The 18919-nt window shown below is 42.7% G+C and carries 18 protein-coding genes; 7 read left to right on the top strand and 11 right to left on the bottom strand.

Going from position 1 to position 18919, the window contains the following annotated elements; genetic code table 11:
- From EZE20_RS12610 to EZE20_RS12620, 3 genes are all read right to left on the bottom strand, one after another.
- Window positions 1-906: a DUF3822 family protein gene (locus EZE20_RS12610; protein WP_132118132.1), complete on the bottom strand. Its 906-nt coding sequence runs from the start codon at window positions 904-906 to the stop codon at window positions 1-3.
- A gap of 9 nt (window positions 907-915) precedes the next feature.
- Window positions 916-1404, bottom strand: coding sequence for an NUDIX domain-containing protein (locus EZE20_RS12615; protein WP_132118134.1), 489 nt, complete (start codon window positions 1402-1404; stop codon window positions 916-918).
- A gap of 72 nt (window positions 1405-1476) precedes the next feature.
- Window positions 1477-1914 carry a CBS domain-containing protein gene (locus tag EZE20_RS12620; protein ID WP_165933466.1) on the bottom strand — a complete coding sequence of 146 codons (438 nt, stop codon included), beginning with the start codon at window positions 1912-1914 and terminating at the stop codon, window positions 1477-1479.
- Between the two features lie 212 nt (window positions 1915-2126).
- Between EZE20_RS12620 and EZE20_RS12625 the strand changes: the two genes are divergently transcribed.
- Window positions 2127-3557 carry an ATP-dependent DNA helicase gene (locus EZE20_RS12625; RefSeq protein ID WP_132118136.1) on the top strand — a complete coding sequence of 477 codons (1431 nt, stop codon included), beginning with the start codon at window positions 2127-2129 and terminating at the stop codon, window positions 3555-3557.
- Here the strand turns inward: EZE20_RS12625 and EZE20_RS12630 are convergent.
- Together EZE20_RS12630 and EZE20_RS12635 are read right to left on the bottom strand one after the other, a co-directional pair.
- Window positions 3525-4343: a sterol desaturase family protein gene (locus EZE20_RS12630; RefSeq protein ID WP_132118138.1), complete on the bottom strand. Its 819-nt coding sequence runs from the start codon at window positions 4341-4343 to the stop codon at window positions 3525-3527. The two genes, EZE20_RS12625 and EZE20_RS12630, sit on opposite strands and share 33 nt — an antisense overlap.
- A 28-nt stretch (window positions 4344-4371) precedes the next feature.
- Window positions 4372-5322 (bottom strand): L-threonylcarbamoyladenylate synthase, encoded by a 951-nt coding sequence (locus EZE20_RS12635; RefSeq protein ID WP_132118140.1) that lies wholly within the window; start codon window positions 5320-5322, stop codon window positions 4372-4374.
- A 196-nt stretch (window positions 5323-5518) separates the two neighbouring features.
- Between EZE20_RS12635 and EZE20_RS12640 the strand changes: the two genes are divergently transcribed.
- The 3 genes from EZE20_RS12640 (at window position 5519) to EZE20_RS12650 (ending at window position 9476) form a co-directional block, all read left to right on the top strand.
- Window positions 5519-7264 (top strand): GMC family oxidoreductase, encoded by a 1746-nt coding sequence (locus tag EZE20_RS12640; protein ID WP_132118142.1) that lies wholly within the window; start codon window positions 5519-5521, stop codon window positions 7262-7264.
- A gap of 55 nt (window positions 7265-7319) precedes the next feature.
- Complete coding sequence (locus tag EZE20_RS12645) at window positions 7320-7952, top strand: gluconate 2-dehydrogenase subunit 3 family protein (RefSeq protein WP_132118144.1); 633 nt, start codon at window positions 7320-7322, stop codon at window positions 7950-7952.
- 174 nt (window positions 7953-8126) lie between these two features.
- Window positions 8127-9476, top strand: coding sequence for a gliding motility-associated C-terminal domain-containing protein (locus EZE20_RS12650; RefSeq protein WP_165933467.1), 1350 nt, complete (start codon window positions 8127-8129; stop codon window positions 9474-9476).
- 68 nt (window positions 9477-9544) lie between these two features.
- On the opposite strand, the gene EZE20_RS12655 is transcribed toward EZE20_RS12650, so the two are convergent.
- From EZE20_RS12655 to folP, 5 genes are all read right to left on the bottom strand, one after another.
- Entirely contained in the window at window positions 9545-11158 is a 1614-nt protein-coding gene (locus EZE20_RS12655; RefSeq protein ID WP_132118150.1) for an ABC-F family ATP-binding cassette domain-containing protein, read from the bottom strand.
- Between the two features lie 173 nt (window positions 11159-11331).
- Complete coding sequence (locus EZE20_RS12660; RefSeq protein WP_132118152.1) at window positions 11332-12603, bottom strand: beta-propeller fold lactonase family protein; 1272 nt, start codon at window positions 12601-12603, stop codon at window positions 11332-11334.
- 358 nt (window positions 12604-12961) lie between these two features.
- Complete coding sequence (gene rpsT / locus EZE20_RS12665; RefSeq protein ID WP_132118155.1) at window positions 12962-13222, bottom strand: 30S ribosomal protein S20; 261 nt, start codon at window positions 13220-13222, stop codon at window positions 12962-12964.
- Window positions 13223-13348: 126 nt separating this feature from the next.
- The gene (gene cdaA / locus EZE20_RS12670; RefSeq protein ID WP_132118157.1) at window positions 13349-14146 is read right to left on the bottom strand and encodes a diadenylate cyclase CdaA; all 798 of its coding nucleotides are present in this window, start codon (window positions 14144-14146) and stop codon (window positions 13349-13351) included.
- A gap of 37 nt (window positions 14147-14183) precedes the next feature.
- Window positions 14184-15041 (bottom strand): dihydropteroate synthase, encoded by an 858-nt coding sequence (folP, locus tag EZE20_RS12675; RefSeq protein ID WP_132118159.1) that lies wholly within the window; start codon window positions 15039-15041, stop codon window positions 14184-14186.
- A gap of 35 nt (window positions 15042-15076) precedes the next feature.
- Between folP and EZE20_RS12680 the strand changes: the two genes are divergently transcribed.
- From EZE20_RS12680 to EZE20_RS12690, 3 genes are read left to right on the top strand one after another with little or no spacing between them, the layout of a single operon-like run.
- Window positions 15077-15622 (top strand): DUF1599 domain-containing protein, encoded by a 546-nt coding sequence (locus tag EZE20_RS12680; RefSeq protein ID WP_132118161.1) that lies wholly within the window; start codon window positions 15077-15079, stop codon window positions 15620-15622.
- Window positions 15623-15640: 18 nt separating this feature from the next.
- Window positions 15641-16735: a BT_3928 family protein gene (locus tag EZE20_RS12685; RefSeq protein WP_132118163.1), complete on the top strand. Its 1095-nt coding sequence runs from the start codon at window positions 15641-15643 to the stop codon at window positions 16733-16735.
- Between the two features lie 24 nt (window positions 16736-16759).
- On the top strand, window positions 16760-17263 hold the full coding sequence (locus EZE20_RS12690) for a shikimate kinase (RefSeq protein ID WP_132118165.1): 504 nt from the start codon (window positions 16760-16762) through the stop codon (window positions 17261-17263).
- Between the two features lie 60 nt (window positions 17264-17323).
- On the opposite strand, the gene EZE20_RS12695 is transcribed toward EZE20_RS12690, so the two are convergent.
- The gene (locus tag EZE20_RS12695) at window positions 17324-18871 is read right to left on the bottom strand and encodes an OmpP1/FadL family transporter (protein ID WP_228713715.1); all 1548 of its coding nucleotides are present in this window, start codon (window positions 18869-18871) and stop codon (window positions 17324-17326) included.
- Window positions 18872-18919: the final 48 nt, after the last annotated feature.

Raw genomic sequence — 18919 nt, forward strand, 5'->3', positions numbered from 1 at the left:
TTAAAAGAGAAACGTATTCAATAATCCAAAATACCGATGCTCCGGTATATCCTCAAAATCAGCGAGATAGTTTAAACCTTCCGGATTTTTACCAAAATGAAGCTCGGGGATAAATCGGGCAAGTTCAATGTAAAGGTCGGCATAGGGTGTTATTTCACCATATAATATCATCTGGATCGTTTCAGGAACTACGTGAAGCTGATTCAGACAAAAAAGTATGAGATATGTTAGTTCCGCCGGACTTTGGTACGGAAATCGATTACAAAATTTAAGAGATTGATTTTCAACCAAAATCATAGTAAAATAATCTGCTTCCAAATGCAAAGTAACGACCTGGCTCTCTCCCGGCTGCGCCTGATTTGTCAGTGTTCCTGTGATTAGCGGACTAGTCAGGTGAAAAAAGTCTACCTGTTGAAAAGGATATTGATTTTGCAACCAATCGGACCAATGGGCAGGAAGCGAAAAGATAGAAAATGCGTCGATTCCGGGCATAAATTTATAAAGTACCCGCTCATTCGGAAACAAGCTTCTACCCGTGGCAAATTGCAGATAATCACTTGCGTACTCTTTCCGAAACAAGGTTCCGGGAATGAGCGTAAAGGAGTGTGTGTTCACAGCAACCCGGATATTTTTCCATTGATCGGTTGCTAAGAACCGATGATTTGAGACTAGATTTTTGACGGTGGTTAAAAAATCCTCTTCGTTCAAAAAAGTATCAAACGCATAATCTTCAAGCCACAAACATTGCGAACTAGTTTCCTTAATTACACAAAAACGAAAGCGTGATTCGTCAATTTCAAAGCATAGAGTACATTCCCCGCAATCATTCGCGTCAAAATTTTCCTGAGCGATAATGACGGTCGGGAGCAATAACCCGGTAGTTGTGACAGTCCCTGACAAATCCATTATAAATTTTTAGCTAGGCAAATAGCCGTTTAAAGTAAAAATATCGCTCATGGAAGTGCAGAATTGAAACATTCGATGAACTTCATCGGGCGGGAATGCCTTGATTTGATCAAACGTCATGAGTTCGACTTCCGTAATAATTTGATTGTGTTCAGACATTTCCGGATCCTGACCCAAAAGAATAGTGCCACCTAAAATTTTGGTATCAAAAAATAATTCCATGGCATGCAGCGGAGGTTGCAGGAATTCGTTGACAAACAGCATTTTTTGCGGTTCTATGACGAGGCCTGTTTCTTCCAGAAATTCCCTTCTTAAGGCATCAGGCGCCATTTCAGCAAACTGAATCCCCCCCCCCGGTGGGCACCAAAACGTGTCGGTGATACCAATGCCCCGATGCCGAACCATGAGTAGGCGGTCGTCGATGATGCAAATGCCGCACACGCGGGTGCGGAGTCGGTTTCCGTAGAGGCGAAGAACCTCTTCTCTAGCTTTATCCAAGATTCCTTTTGATTTTTGGACTGCAAATATAGCTAACCTTTCCTCATAGGAAGACTACCTACTTAGCGATTCTCAGAAAGGATTTCCAGAAATATAGCTTTCCAGAGATTTGATATGGACTTTTTGTTCACGAATGATGGCCGTCACAATGTCATTGATAGAGATAATGCCGACTAGTTTACCTTGATTCGTAACCGGAAGGTGGCGTATATGTTTTTCAGACATAATTTCCATACATTCCTCAATTTTCTGGTCGGTATCGACAGTAATTACCTTACTCGTCATGACATCCTGTATTAGCGTTTCGCGAGACGCGCGGCCCAGCAAAATACCTTTTCGGGCATAGTCCCTTTCCGAAAAAATCCCGGCCATTTCTCCATTTTCGAGGACAATTACCGCACCGATATTCTTTGATCCCATAAGTTCCAGAGCATCGTAGACGGTGTTGGTGGGCGTTACAGACCAAATGCAGTCGATATTCTTTCCGGCCAGGATTTGACTAACTTTCATAGTTTTTTCAGGATTTAGGTTTAGAAAAAGATTTTTTTGTTTCTAATGTAAGTCTAAGAAACTGTTTTTTTAAATTTTTTACTGGAAATAATTACCGGAAAAGACTCTACGGACTGGTTTGCTTGTCGAATTAGCATCCAAATTCACTCTCATTCGGATTTATACCTTTACTTTACACCTCAAAAATATACGACGTCAACAGCTTTTAACCTATGTCACAATCCGATTCTCAGCTTCCCTCCGAATGGCTCATCAAGCGCTTCCCTTTTAAACCTACGGAAAGTCAAACACGCTTTTTTACCAAAATGAATGATTTTCTGGTAGAACAGGAAGGACTTGAACGTTACCGGGATGGCTTTGTTTTGAAAGGATATGCCGGAACAGGAAAAACGACGCTTGTGAGTACGTTGATAAAAGTACTGCCAAAGTTTGGCTACAAGTCCGTTTTATTGGCCCCAACGGGCCGGGCAGCTAAGGTAATGGCTAGTTACTCCAAGAAAAATGCCCTTACTATTCACAAAAAAATATACAAACAAACTTCCGATGCCTACTCCGGCGCGTTTGTTTTTGAACGACAAAAAAATTATCACGAAGACACACTCTTTATAGTCGATGAAGCGTCGATGATCAGTGATGATGCTGATTTTGGCAACGCAAGCCTGTTGGCGGATTTAGTCGAGTATGTGTACGAAAACCCCGGAAATAAACTCCTGTTGGTTGGAGATTTGGCGCAGCTGCCACCTGTTGGCAAAGAAGTGAGCCCGGCTCTTGACAAAGAGTATCTTGAAAAGAACTTCTTTCTGTCCATTTTTGACGAGGAGCTAACAGAAGTTATGCGGCAGGACGAGCATTCGGGTATTCTTTTTAATGCTACCGAACTACGCAAACAGCTACACGCTGAAAAACCTGAGATCCACATCAAGACAAAATCTTTTCGGGATATTTACAGAATGACCGGAGAAAAACTGGAAGATGGTATTCGCTATGCGTACGACAAATATGGAGTTGAAAACTGTATCATAATCACGCGTTCCAATAAAACTGCGGTTCAGTATAATGAGTACATTAGGCGCAGTATAAATTTTTCGGAAGACGAACTTGACGCCGGCGATCGGCTGATGGTGGTGCGGAACAATTATTCAATTCTGGACGAAAACTCCCCCGTGGGTTTTATTGCCAATGGTGATTTTGTGGAATTATTGAAATTAAAACGAACCGAAGAAATACACGGATTTCGGTTTGCAGATGCAGTCCTGCGGCTAACAGATTATGACGATCAACCGGAGTTTGAAGCAAAGATATTCCTGGACACGCTTCATTCCCCTGCGCCCTCGCTGACTCAGGAAGAGAATAAACGCCTGTATGAGAGCGTCATGCAGGATTATTTTTTTATTAAATCAAAAAAAGAACGGGTAGAGGCTCTGCGCAAAGATCCATACCTGAATGCCCTGCAGGTAAAATTTGCCTATGCGCTAACCTGCCACAAGTCGCAGGGTGGACAGTGGAGCACCATATTTATTGATCAGGGGTATTTGCCCGAAGAACAGGTAAATACTGAATTTATCCGATGGCTATACACGGCCATTACCCGTTCAACAGATGAAGTATTTTTAATGAATTTTCATCTCAATTTTTTCAATTGATGATATACTATTTTCAGTTTTTTCCTCAAAAAGTCGGGCATACTGTGGACTTTCAGTCTTCATCCATTTGTCCCAAAAGGTAAAATATAACCCAAAATTGGTTCGGAACTGCGAATGATGCAGACTGTGATGCGTGGCGCCGATCCACCAATGTCCAAACCAATGCGTATGAAAATCCTGAGGATAGAGCTCAGTATTCAGGTGATTGATTACACTTGTGGTGGTCATAATCAGGAGCACGAGTCCAATCGTATACAGGTGCAGAGGCAATATAAACAGCAGGCCGGGTATAAAAATTGCCTGTAAAATACTTTCCAGAGGATGAAAGGAAAAAGAGGTCCAGGCCGAAGTCGTAATGCTATCGTGGTGTACTTTATGCACATATTTATAAATCGATGGGCGGTGCATCCATCGATGAAGCCAATAATAGTAGGTTTCGTGCAAAAACAACACAATGATCAGGCTAACCGGAAGCCACCACAGCGGGTATTCGTTTACTTCCAGGTAAACCTTTGTAAAGCCCTTTTGCCAGACTAACACCATGGCAGCTCCTGCCAGGGCAAATAAAATAGACGTAAAAAAAGACCATCCGATTTCAACCTGTGTCTGACGATCCCGTCGTGGACGTTTCTGAACCTGCCTCGGCGAAAATTTGTCCTTGTAAACACCTTGAACCAACACACTGAAAAGCAGTGCAATGGCCACATAACGACCAAATATTCCAAGAAACATAAAAGCAGCTGTAAGCAAAAAAGTGCCTGGCTCGCTAAAATCTACGGTTTTCATAAAAGTTGTAAAATCTGATTTTTGCTGATTACCGAACAGAAGCACGCAAAAGCCGATCATTGATAGCTCTCCCTAAGTCATGATTAGGTAGTTTTTCTGCCCAAATTTTGGAAATTGGCAGGGTATCAAGTTTTCGCATAAAGGCAAATAAATTTTGGGCTGCTTCCCGGAAATCTCCCGTTGAGGATAAGATCAATTGGTTTTTATTTTCAGTATCGGAAATAGCTTCCTGGAAAAACAAATAGCCAACTTCTTTTTCAGGCACCTTGTTCCTCATTTCATCCTTTGTCATTAAAAAAAGTGGCTTACGCGGCGCATAATGACTTTTGAGCATACCCGGAGCCAGCGGATTTGAACTTGAATGCAGCGTGGTTTTGATTTTGCCAATCACCGCTTCAATATCTTCCAGCCGCAGCCCTCCTACACGCACAACCACGGGTTCATCAGATTGAAAACTAACAATTGTAGATTCAATCCCAACTTCGCAGGCGCCACCATCAAGGACCATTGCTATTTTTGTTCCCAATTGGTCATCCACGTGCACAGCCCTAGTTGGACTCACATATCCAAAGGGATTTGCACTTGGCGCAGCCAATGGGAAATCAAGCCTGTTCAATAAATGCAACGTAAGCGGGTGGTTGGGTACACGTATTGCCACAGTTTCAAGGCCTGAGGTTACCAAATCCGGAATTATGGATTTTTTGGGTAAAAGCAGCGTCAATGGTCCGGGCCAGAATGCGTTAGCAAGTAGCTGTGCTTTTTCAGGAAAATCCTCGACGTACTTCAATGCAGATGCCATCGAATCAGTATGAATAATCAAAGGGTCAAACGCAGGACGATTTTTGACTTCAAAAATGGACAAAACTGCGTCCGAATTCAGGGCATTGGCCGCAAGGCCATACACCGTTTCGGTCGGTATTCCCACGAGTTTGCCTTCGCGTAGCGACTTCTCAGCCAAAGCGAGATCCGTACTAATCATTACAATCTTTTTTTTGCAAAGGTACGCTGAAAATGATAGTTTAGAGAACAGAATCAAAATCAGACTGTAGCATTTAAAACAGCTAATTAGTTATTAATTTTTTTTAGTAAACCAATACAAAAGGAGTAAGAAGTGTAGTACATATACTTATACAAATTATTCGGTAATCAAACACTGTTCAAATCTATTCCCTTATATGAGTTTTCAGATCAAAGAACAACCCACTGTATTTGATGTTTGCATTGTTGGATCCGGTGCAGGCGGCGGCATGGCGGCCTATCAACTGGCCAAAGCCGGTGCAAAAGTAGCCCTGCTCGAAGCAGGCGGCTATTACGATCCGGCAGATCCCAAATACATCACGCAGCTAAAATGGCCCTGGGAGTCGCCAAGGCGCGGTGCAAGCACTCCTTTCCGATCCTTTGGTGATTTTGACGCCGCGTGGGGAGGCTGGGATTTGGATGGTGAACCTTATACCCATAAAGGTGGCACTGAGTTTGACTGGTTCCGGTCGCGGATGCTGGGCGGGCGTACCAATCACTGGGGACGGATCTCGCTACGCTTTGGGCCCAATGACTTCAAGAGAAAAAGTGTGGATGGCCTGGGCGACGACTGGCCGATCAGCTATGACGACGTGAAACCTTACTACGATCAGGTTGATAAATTAATTGGCGTTTTTGGTGAGGCAGCCAATCTGCCCAACGACCCCGACAGTATTTTTCTACCGCCGCCCAAGCCACGCTTGCACGAGCTGATGATAAAGAAAGCCGGAAAAAGCGTTAATATTCCGGTTATTCCTGCCCGTTTGTCTATTTTAACAAAACCAATCAACGAAGATCGCGGATCGTGTTTTTATTGCCATCAATGCAACCGCGGATGTCAGGCATATGCAGATTTTTCCTCATCGTCAGTATTGGTGAAACCTTCCCTGAAAACAGGCAATGTTACACTGCTTACCAACGCGATGGTTCGTGAAGTATTGACAGACCAAACCACCGGACTGGCTACGGGCGTATCGTATGTTGATAAAGAAAAGCTTACCGAACATACCATCAAGGCAAAAATCGTGGTGCTGGCAGCGAGTGCCTGCGAGTCTTCACGACTATTGCTCAACTCCAAATCGCCCCGGTTCCCGAATGGCCTTGCGAATTCCAGTGGAATTGTTGGAAAATACTTGCACGATTCTACCGGTGCCTCGCGAAGTGCATTTATGCCGATGCTCATGGACAGGAAGCGTTACAATGAAGATGGCGTTGGTGGTATGCACGTGTATACACCCTGGTGGTTGGATAACAAGAAACTAGATTTCCCGCGTGGATACCATATTGAGTACGGCGGCGGTATGGGAATGCCGGGCTACGGATTTGGCTGGGGCATGGAAAACACCAATGGAAAATACGCCGGACCCGATGGAAAAATGAAAACAGGCGGAGGCTACGGAGCGTCCCTTAAAAATGATTATCGCCGTTTTTACGGAGCAAGTATTGGTATGTCGGGCCGTGGAGAAGCCGTTGCCCGCGAAGACAACTACTGCGAAATTGATCCGAATGTGGTAGATAAATTTGGAATTCCTGTCCTTCGTTTTCACTATAAATGGTCAGATTATGAAGTAAAACAGGCTAAACACATGCAGGATACTTTTGAAGAAATCATTCATGCACTGGGTGGTATTCCAAATGGCTCAAAACCTGGTCCTGAAAATGACTACGGTCTTGCTGCACCCGGCCGGATCATTCATGAAGTAGGTACTGTTCGGATGGGAAATGATCCGAAATCGTCAGCATTGAACAAATATTCACAAGCTCACGATGTCAAGAATGTGTTTGTAGTGGATGGTGGCTCGTTTGTTTCACAGGCAGACAAAAACCCAACCTGGACAATCCTTGCATTGTCATGGAGAGCATCTGATTATATTATTGATCAGGTGAAGCAAAAGAATTTGTAAGCGCACGCAACATATGCGTCTGAATTTTCATTAAAAACATTAATTTATTCCTACTATGAAACGCCGGGAATCACTTAAAGCTTTAACCCTAAGTTCCTTTGGAATTGCTGCCGTTAATCCGCAGGAATTGCTCTCTGAACAAAGAGACCTCCAAAAGGCAATGGCTGCCGAGGAGGTGGAAATACCGGGCGGGAGAACCAAAGAAGAAGCCGTTTATGATGCAAAACTCATGAGCGAGACTTTTTTTACACCTGCCGAATTAACAACGCTAACGGTATTGTCGGATATAATTATTCCGGCTGACGAAAAATCAGGGAGTGCATCGCAGTCGGGCGTTCCTCAGTTCATTGAATTTATGGTGAAAGATCAGCCTCGATGGCAAACGCCCTTTCGGGGTGGCCTGCGTTGGCTCGACCTTGAATCGCAGAAACGATTTGGAAAGATTTTTACTAAATGTACAAGTAAGGAACAGCTTCAAATTGTGGACGACATCGCCTATCCTTCCACAGCTAAGCCCGAAATGAGTCAGGGTGTTGCCTTTTTTAATACCATGCGAAATTTCACCGCCACAGGTTTTTTCAGTAGCGAAATTGGCATAAAGGATATAGGCTACATGGGCAACACGCCCAATCAATGGGACGGTGTACCTGCGGATGTACTGAAACAATACGGACTTAGCTACGATTAATGGTCCTGATAATCTTTTAATTATGAAGCGGGGAATATTTTTCCTCGCTTTTTTTATTTTATTTTTACAGAAAATATGTGAACCTGATTGAGCAGAAGGATGCGCTGTACTGATTGTATTAATAGAATTACACAACTTATTATTTGTTTTATCGGGCTAACTTTTCAGGTTGGTTTGGCCCAATGCCCTGTTTCTATACCTAACCTCCGAGACTACGGTACAGGTTCCTATACTCTCAAACGGATTGGTACAACCTGCCTGCCTGCCACTGTTTCACTTGAACCGTCAAAATCTGGTTTTGACTTTACTAATGTGATCTATAATTATACGGGCGGGGCCATTCATCCCGATAGTCTAACTACCGACACAACGCATACATATAGGCGGCCCGGAGTTTATACACTTGTAGTTTTTTCTGAGACTGATGGGCGAAAACTCATCGCTTGTCCACGCGTAGTAGTGCCAGATACGGTACCTCCTACGGTGCGATTGCTGCCTTGCGGTTCTAGTTCAGTGAAGATACTTTTTGATAGCAACCAACCTTTTCCGTATGATACGTATTGGGTCAGTTGGGGCGATGGAAATATAGAAGAAGTAAATCCTTTTTTTAAGGCGGTAGGGCATACGTACGCTCAAAGTATTCCGCGTAGAATTGCCGTTTGGGGGGTACAACGTCCGGGAACCTGTAAGAGTAATGAAACGATTCTACGGTTTGAGCCTGGAAATCAGATTCAAAAACCAGTACTTTCAGAGCTGAAAATGCAGGATGCACTGAGTGGTGAACTTAGTATTTCGAATCCGTTACAAACCGAACTGTTGTTGCTTAGAAAAAGGGAAAGCGGCGCCTGGGAAAGTACCGGAAGAACGCTTAACAAAAAAAATGAAGCATTAAGGGTTGTAGTGGATTCCTTGAATAGTGTATGTTTCAAAGTACAACCTACCGATACCTGCATGCTTGAATCTTACATTTCTGAGCCTATTTGTTCGGCTGTTTTTACATTGGAAGCAAAAGAAAAGGCCAATGAATTAGCATGGTATTATTCCAATGAGGTTTCTTCTCCCGCGGTAATATTGATGAAAGACAATGTTTCCGTACCGATTCCACAGCAATCGGCTGGTCGATTTTCTGATTCTGAACTTAGTTGTAGAAAATCTCATTGCTATCAGCTAATTATTCAGACAGGAAACGCGCGATTTTTAAGCAATCCTGTTTGTCGGCAAACTCCATTTTCTGCGTGTAGCCAAGCCTTTTCTTTATTCGTCCCGGATGCATTTTCTCCCAATGGCGATGGCATTAATGATACTTTTGAAGTAAAAGGTGAAGGGTTGGATAACTTTACGATCCAAATTTTTAATGGTTGGGGAAATGTGCTGTTTCAAAGTAATAGCCTATCAAATTCATGGAATGGAACTGTGCAGGATCTGCCAGTCAGCAGCGGATACTTTACTTACAAAATTCAATTTACAGATAAGTCATCCGGCGAAAGGTTTACCAAAACAGGTGCGGTAATTCTCCTCAAATAAGAAGAGTTGGCTTCTTATAGAAACCAACTCTACTCATGTATTAAAGACTATCTAATGATAAAGCATAATTAATAGATACCCTGACGCTGTGACTTAATGTAATCATCCTGTATAAATTCATCGTAAGTCATCAGTTTATCCAATGTACCTTTGGGACCGATTTCAATGATTCGGTTTGCAATTGTATGAATAAATTGATGATCGTGTGAATAAAACAGTAGATTTCCCTGAAAATCAATAAGACCATTATTTAAAGCAGTGATCGATTCCAGATCCAGGTGGTTGGTAGGGTCGTCCATTACGAGCGCATTCGAGCCGGAAAGCATCATTTTGGAAAGCATGCACCGCACCTTTTCACCTCCCGATAGTACACTTGCTTTCTTCAAAGATTCTTCCCCACTAAACAACATTCGACCTAAAAATCCGCGAATAAAGCTCTCATCTTTTTCAACGGAATATTGTCTTAACCAATCCACGAGGTTGAGGTCTACGTCAAAAAACTCGGCGGGCTCTTTGGGAAAATAAGTGTTGGTTATAGTTACTCCCCAGGTAAAGCTTCCTGAATCAGGCTTCTGTTTTTCCATCAAAATATCAAACAGCGTGCTGATTGCCTGCATGTTACGACCAACAAAGGCAATTTTTTCCTTTCGTGCTACTGTAAACGACAAATTCTTGAAAAGCACCGTTCCATCTTCGGCTGTTTTGGAAAGGTTCTCTACGCGCAAAATCTGATCACCGGGTTCGCGCTCAGGCTTGAAAGCGATGTACGGATATTTCCTTGACGAAGGCTTGATGTCATCAATCGTAATTTTTTCCAGCAACTTCTGTCGCGACGTCGCCTGCTTGGATTTTGATGCATTGGCGCTAAACCGACGAATAAAATCTTCCAGTTCTTTACGTTTATCTTCGGCCTTCTTGTTGGCATCCTGACGCTGTTTTTGAGCCAATTGACTCGATTCATACCAGAACCCGTAATTTCCGGTATAAAGCTGTACTTTACTGTAATCAATATCGACAATATGCGTTGTTACCTGATCAAGAAAGTGACGGTCGTGAGATACAACGATGACCGTATTCCGAAAATCTGCGAGGAAGTTTTCCAGCCACATCACCGTATCCACATCCAGGTTGTTGGTTGGCTCGTCGAGCAGCAGTACATCTGGATTTCCAAATAGCGCCTGGGCCAGCAATACCCGTACTTTGTCACTACCATTAAGATCCGACATCATAGTATAGTGCAGTTCTTCGGAAATAGAAAGGCCGCTTAGCAATTGAGCCGCCTCGGTTTCTGCCTCCCAACCGTTCAAATCGGCGAATTCGGCTTCAAGTTCAGCTGCTTTTTCACCATCAGCATCCGTAAAATCCTCTTTTTCATAAATCGCCTCGCGCTCTTTCATGATTTTGTACAAACGCGGGTGCCCCAGAATTACGGTATCCAGTACACTAAACTGATCAAACTCGTATTGATCCTGCTTCAAAACCGCCAATCGTTCGCCGGGATTCATTGAGACCGTTCCGGTTTGGGGCTCAATTTCGCCTGACAATATTTTTAAAAAAGTTGATTTACCCGCACCATTTGCTCCAATAACCCCGTAGCAGTGGCCCGGAACAAACTTTATATTTACTTCATCGAATAAAACCCGTTTTCCATACCGAAGCGATACGTTTTGAACAGTAATCATTATAAATTAATATTTTTTTGTGATTGAAGCCGCAAAATTACAAAATTATGAGGGGATTCATAAGACTTTTTGAATACTTCTCCGTCCCAATTGATTAGTTAATTATCTGTAAATAAAGAAAAGGAGACCCGCTGAGAGTCTCCTTTTCTTTAAATTCTAGAACTTCTTTGGGATCAATAAACAACCCGAAGCGTGTGACATCCGCCTTCCACGCTGATTTTACTTTCCTGACGTTTCAGAGTTGGGGCATCACCTTTGGCAACACTCCAAAACTCAATACCGCCGGTACGCAGTCCGAAATTCAGATATTCATAAACCGCCACGGCGATATTGGAACCATCCTTATCGAATGCAACACTTTGGGGTAGTATACCGCTAAAAGGATAGTCTTCCACTTTGGTCAAAACTCCATCGGCCGCCAATTTAAAGAGGCTCAAAGTACTGCCGGTTCCTGCGCCATCCTGTCCCCAGGGATTAGCACTTTTTCCGGCGTTTACTGTTACCATCATTTTTCCATCGGGGCTAATTGCAAATGCACCTGGATTCAGACCAACCGGAGTTGTACTGTTTACTTTATGCTCCGCAGCGCCTTCCAGTGAAAACTCTACTACATGTATATCGCCATTGGCCGTTGCTTTACCCAGTGAGCCTTTGGTATCAACTACAAAATAATACTTTCCGTCTTCTGAGAATGAACCAGAGGTAGGTGACTCTCCTACTTTGAATGGCTTGCCAACCATCTCGATATTTTTAAGCTTTCCGCCATCTCTGATGATTTTAAACAGCGCCAATTCCTTAGTTGCTTCCAGCGTTACGGCCAGATAATTGCCGGTTGGGTGCCAGGTCAAATCGATAATCCGGTTTGTACTGTCCAATGTTGACGGCAAATACAAGGCACGCGTTGGTTTACCCGAATCGTCCACTTCATAAAAAACCAATTCTTTACCAGGTACGCTAGTCGCAATCATCAGCTCATTTTTGTACACGTCAATTGCCGTTGGATTCTTTCCAACAGGAAACTGAAACTTTACTTTTGGATTTGCAAAGTTCACAATATCAATTACATACAAACGCTGTCCGTCAGGAAACTCTTTCATAACATCCGAAAATTCCTTAACGGTTTCAGCGGGAGAACTGCGGGTATCAAGCACGTAGGCCAACCCTCCCGTTTTGGGCACAGCCATGCTCTTGGAATTCGTTAAGGTCGAATTTGGTACTACGATTTCTCCAATACTCGCTCCACGCGCAATCGGAAATTTCACCGAAGTAAGCTTGTCTTTTACGCTGTTGTCACGTAGAAGTTTCCCGTCAACCAGGGCAGATGCCGCCATATCAGCGTCCGAAATGGCTACTAAGCCGCGGGCATTGAAGGTGACCTGACTGTGTGCAACTTCGGGTAAAACTCCCATTACCGCTAAGCCGGCAAACATTACTAGTTTTTTCATTCTTGTGAAAAAGGTTTTAGTGATTAATGGTACTTACAATAAAAAGTGCTTTTAGTATTCTACTCAAAAGAAACCTTGTGACCGTTGAGATGGTCACAAGGCTACGAGTACAATTTGCAATCTACTAAAAAATAATGTCACTGCCAAGTTTATATACGCATATAAGCGATATTACAGCTTTATTTATCCCTAAAATTTACACGTTCAAAACTCCATCTTTGTATCTTTCTTTAAAGGAAAAAATCTATGCGTGTAGTATTTCTTTTCTTTACTTCTTGTGTTTCAGGCGTTAAAATCAAAAATACCCTGACGGTTTTCACCATCAGGGTATCAAATACTTTCGGACTACAATAAAAAATTAAGCTACTGCAAGTTTGTTCACAAACTTAGCCAACTTAGATTTTTGGTTAGCCGCTTTATTTTTATGGATTACATTTTTCTTGGCCAAACGATCCAACATAGAGGAAACCGTTTTGTAAACTTCCAAAGCCACACCGTGTTCGGTAGTAGCACGCAATTTCTTTACGTACGAACGAGTCGTTTTGTGTTGGTAGCGATTTCTCAAACGCTTCGTTTCGTTGGCACGAATTCTTTTTAGAGCTGATTTATGATTTGCCATTTCTTAATGATGATGTTTTCTGTTCCTGAAAAGGTCTGCAAAGGTAGTAAATTTAACCAATACAGACAAACTTATCGTTTATAATTTTGGCAATAAGCCATTTCCAACCCATTTAATTGGAGTTCTTTACACTTTCTGTTTATTGGAATTGAGATATTCAGAAAGTCTGAGTTCCAGTTCCGATGCCGGAATATTACTAAACAACTCGCCTTCAATAGCAAGTGAAATTCTCCCTGTTTGCTCAGAAATCACGATTACTGCCGCATCTGTTGTTTCACTCATGCCAATCGCAGCCCGATGTCTGAAACCAATTGTGGATGGAACATCGGCTCCGTCGGCCACTGGTAAAATGCAACGGGAAGCGGCGATTCGTCCTTCTGAAATAATGACTGCCCCATCGTGCAAAGCACTGTATTGATTAAACAGCGAAACCAGCAATGGTTTGGATATAACAGCGTCAAGTGCTTCTCCGGTCTGTGTGTATTTTTCCAGATCATCCGTTTTTTTGATGACAAGTAAAGCACCATTGAAATCCGAAGCAATGGATCGGGCAGCATCCACGATGATTTTTAAGTTGGAATAATCAAATTTTGGAGCGGTGGTACCTAAAAAAGAATTCAGAAATCGACTATTTGTAAATGCAGTTGACTTTCCTATTATTAGTAGAAATCGCCTGATTTCCTGTTGAAATATCACAATGAGCGCAATAGCACCTACACCCATAAAATATTGCAGGATAGCCGTGAGCAGTTCGAGTCCTAACCCCTTCACTATCAGATAAAAAACATACACAAAGAGGTAACCCAGGAAAACCCGGATTGCAATGCTGCCTTTGACCAGATAGTACACCTGATAAAGCAAAACCGCCACCAGGATAATGTCAAGAAAGTCGGTCCAGTCAAAGGTCAAAAATCCTAGTCGCATAGTAAATCATTAATTTGGGCACGAATTTACCATTTTTCTAATTTACCTGTTGCGTCAACTCCCAAAGTTTAACAGTTTGGCATGCTTCCTTTACATCGTGTACTCGAAGGATAGTAGCACCATTTTCCAGCGCAATGGTATTCAGCACAGTGGTGCCATTCAAGGCCTCGTCGGCGGTAATTTGAAGACTTTTCCAAATCATTGACTTGCGCGAAACACCTGCCAAAATCGGGACATTAAATTGCTTGAACTGATTCAAATTGCCCAGCAATTCAAAATTTTGTTCTACGGTTTTTGCGAATCCAAATCCGGGATCAATCAGTATGTCAGCTACTCCCTTGGCACGAAGTTGGACTAGTTTTTTGGCCAATTCTGCCATGATTTCCTGAATCAAATAGTCATAAGTAGCCAGTTGATTCATCGTTTTGGGAGTTCCGCGCATGTGCATCAGTACATATGGCACACCCAGGTCGGCTACGGTGTCAAACATTTCTTCATCCAAATTTCCACCCGAAACATCATTAATAATTCCTGCACCGGCACTAATCGCCAATCGCGCAACTTTCGCCCGAAAGGTATCTATTGAAAGAATTACTCCGGGAAAGGCATTTTTCAATTTTTCGACTACCGCCAGGACACGATCTGTTTCTTCCTGAACTGATACGAAGTCGGCATTTGGGCGTGTAGAGTACCCGCCAATGTCAAGTATCGTCGCTCCTTCTTCCAGCATTTGGCCTGCTTTTTGAACATAACTTCCAGAATCCGCTTCAAAACGGCTTCCTGTAAAAAAGGAGTCAGGCGTTAGGTTCAATATTCCCATGACTTTTGGCCGCTGCACGTCAAGCAAACGACCACCCACATTGAGCGTTTTTTTAGTATCTTGCGACCTTTTCATTTTCTTTGGTATAGTACAAAAAACCGAAATTAGTAGTGAAATCAACCGAGACGGAATATCAGGAAATAATTCAACATTGTCAGGAACTTTTTTCCAGAAAAAACCGGGATTACGGCACTTCCTGGCGCATTTTGAGGCTTCCCTCACTGACTGATCAAATCTTCATTAAGGCTCAGCGAATCCGTACAATTCAGGATAAAGGTACTCAAAAAGTACAGGATGGCATGACCGACGAATTTGTCGGAATTATCAATTATTCGGTCATGGCACTTATCCAAATTGCTCTAGAAAATACAAATCAAAGTATTGAAAATGACCAATTGACACAACTATACGAAGATCAGATTGCAGAGGTAAAAACGCTGCTTTTCAATAAAAATCATGACTACGGTGAAGCGTGGCGGGATATGCGTGTAAGCTCAATGACCGACATTATTCTGATGAAGCTACTGAGAATTAAGCAGATAGAAGATAACGAAGGTTTTACACTCGTTTCGGAAGGTGTAAAGGCCGGTTACCAGGACATTATTAACTATGCAGTTTTCTGCCTCATAAAATCCAATGGTTTGCAAACCAATTAATCCAATTTTTCCCTATCCATGAAACTAGCAGCCCAAATTGCAAAAGTCGTCGTTGGCGTTATTTTTATTTTTTCAGGTCTAATTAAGCTCAACGATCCGGTTGGAACCGAAATCAAACTAGAAGAATATTTTGAGGTATTTGCGCAGGATTTGCCAGCCCTACATGATTTATTCATGGCCCTTATTCCGCTCTCGCTGTACCTTTCGGTAATTCTGTGTACAGCAGAGGTTGTACTTGGTATTGCGTTGCTTTTGGGGTACAAACCCAAAACTACCTCGTGGCTGTTGCTTGGAATTATTCTGTTTTTTACATTCCTAACGTTCTATTCAGCTTACTTTAATAAAGTTACCGATTGTGGATGTTTTGGAGATGCCATCAAGTTAAAACCCTGGACATCATTTGGGAAAGATATATTTCTTCTTATCCTGATTTTGCTGATTCTCTACAAACGAAAGGAATTCACAGCCCAAACCACCGGTATGCTAGTGGCGCTTGCAACGGTTGTTTCGCTGGGAATAGCTTTTTATGCCATTCGTCATTTACCAATTCTTGATCTTTTACCTTACCGGGAAGGAGCAAGTATCCCGGATCAAATGCAGCCTTCGGAGCCGATTCGTTATTCCTATATTTTTGAAAAAGAGGGAAAAGAGGTTCAGTTCGAGAGCTTCCCAACAGATACTACCTTGAAATTCAAGGAAATGATTATTCTTAATGAAGAAGCAAAACCTAAAATTACGGATTATCGCACCTGGAATGATGAAGGCGATTTTACACAGGAATCATTTAAAGGGAGTAAGCTTTTCGTTATTGTAAAGAATTTGAAAGACATCAATACGGCGGCTCTGCCGGAAATTCGACAACTCCTTACGGATCTGAAAGGTAGTGCGGTTGAAACATTGATTCTTACCTCTGCAAGCGGAGAAGAAATTGAAAAATTCAGGACAGAACAGCAGCTAAAAATCCCCTTCTATTACGCAGATGCAACCGTTCTGAAAACTATTTCAAGATCAAATCCCGGTATTTGGCTTCTCAAAGAAGGCGTAGTTAAAGGCAAATGGCATTTTAATGATACTCCTAAGGCAAAGGAAGTGCTTGAAAAGCTGTCACGTTAAACTCCAAGTAGCGTTTATTCAGGTATGAAGAATATTTTTTTGGTAGGAATGCCTTCCTCCGGTAAATCTACGCTTGGTAAAAAACTAGCACGTAGGTTGGGCTATCGTTTCGTGGATTTAGATAAACTCATCGAAAAAGATCAGGAAAAAACGATTCCGGAAATATTCAGGGAACACGGAGAACCCTATTTTAGAGACGTTGAAAAGAAGATACTTTATGATACAAAGCCTAATCATTGGCTTGTAGTGGCTACGGGCGGTGGTGCTCCCTGTTTTTTTGACAATATGGAGTTTATTAAAGCCAATGGAGTGAGTGTATTTTTAAACATTCCTCCTGCCGAACTCGTCGAACGTATCGGAAAGCATGGAAAAGACGACCGGCCCTTATTGTCAGGAGTAGCGGAACTTGAAAAAGAGCTTACCGCACGTCTTCATGTTCGTCTACCTTATTATTCTCAGGCTGAATTTACAATTTCGGGCCGAACTACCGTTCAACAATTGGTAGATTTGGTAAGCCCCTGCTTATAAAAATAGCGAAGATGCATCTGCTCATCTTCGCCATTTTTTGTTATTAACCTTCGCGCTTTCTCAGAAAAATGCACCGATAGTAATCAATACATTTACTGACTGATTATCAATTGTTGCAGAGGCGTAATCCTGGGAATTGTTCAGAATATATGGTGTATAGGCTGATTTAAAAGTGCTATAAACTGCGGTTAAGTCTGCAAAAAAACGGTCGGATCGAATTCCGGCTCCGCCCGAGAAAAACAATTTACTCCGATCTATATTGTCTACGTTAATCCTATATGGATCAGTCATATAAGCCCCGCCGGCCCGCAACCTGAACATCCCGGCACGATATTCGCCACCCAAACGTACATTAATTCCACTTGTATACGTGTCCTGAATCTCCCGTCTGTTATCGTTTCTAAATGCTGAATTTTCGGTGGCGTTCAGTGTATTGGTACTTACCCGCATTCCGCCATAACCAACGTATTCAAGTGTGCCGGTAAGGAAACCCTTTTGACCAAAGAAATAAGTTACCCCACCCGATGCCCGTAAAGGACTGGTGATAGAGTATTCAAAATCATACGGTAATAAACCAATTTGTCTGACATCCGGCACAAATGTACCACCGCCTTGTTGAGGAATACCAATAATATTAGCGCTGATGATTTCATTGAAGGTTTCGGTCATTCCCATAAATGTGGGTGAAGTGAACGACGCCCCAATCTGTATTTCCGGCGTGGCTTTATAAATAACTCCAATTGTAGCGTTGACACCGTTGCCCGTCACGTTTAAATCTTCCGTGTGTGTAGAACCTTGGAAAACTTGTCCGTTAACAAATACATCGTCCAAACTGCTTGTATAGTTATAGCGAATACGATTAAAACCAATGGATGCCCCCAGGTAAAGCCGATCGTCGTAGTTGCCCGCATAAGCAAAATTCCATTGCGTATGTGCACCGGTTGATTCAAAACTACCAAACTGATCGGTTGGACTATCGCGGTCGTACCGAACGTAGGGTGGTCCCACAGCCGCACTCGGGTTGATCATATACAATTGATAGTAAGCTCCGTCCACAGTATAGGCCTGTTGCGTATTAATGTCATAATCTTTGTCGAGTGCTTCGGCAGAGATATTACGATTATTGGCCATATCCACAGCAGCATCTACGTACGCACTTCGGTTATTTCGTCCGCCATAGGTAAATAAATTCTGAAAACTCTGTTGACGCGAAAAGGATATCCCGATCGACGTTCTTTTCCATTTACTGTTGTAGCCCTGTTGACTTCCCGCAATAACCAAAGACGCCTGTGCCAAATTTGGGGCAAGCTTCCCGTCAGTTGTTACCCGGTTCAAATAGGTACTTGATGTTGAAAGATTATTGAATGATGGCGTAAGACTAAGTTCAGAACGGTTATAAAACCCTAATCCTGCGGGATTACCACCAATTGTACTTGCATCTCCGCCCAATGCGGCATGATTACCCCCAACTCCTTGAAAACGGGCAGTCCCGGTTTGGTTGATTTCCGAAAACCGAAAGGCATCTGTCACATATTGGCCAAACGAAGGCAGGGCAAACAGTAAGGCCGCGCCAGTCATACAACTAAATCGACTATTTCTATTTTTCATGGATTAAAGCTGAATATAAAGGATTGTGTCTACTAAACGAAAAGCCCT

This window comes from Arundinibacter roseus (genome assembly GCF_004348825.1).
In the GTDB taxonomy this organism is placed as follows: Bacteria; Bacteroidota; Bacteroidia; order Cytophagales; family Spirosomataceae; genus Arundinibacter; species Arundinibacter roseus.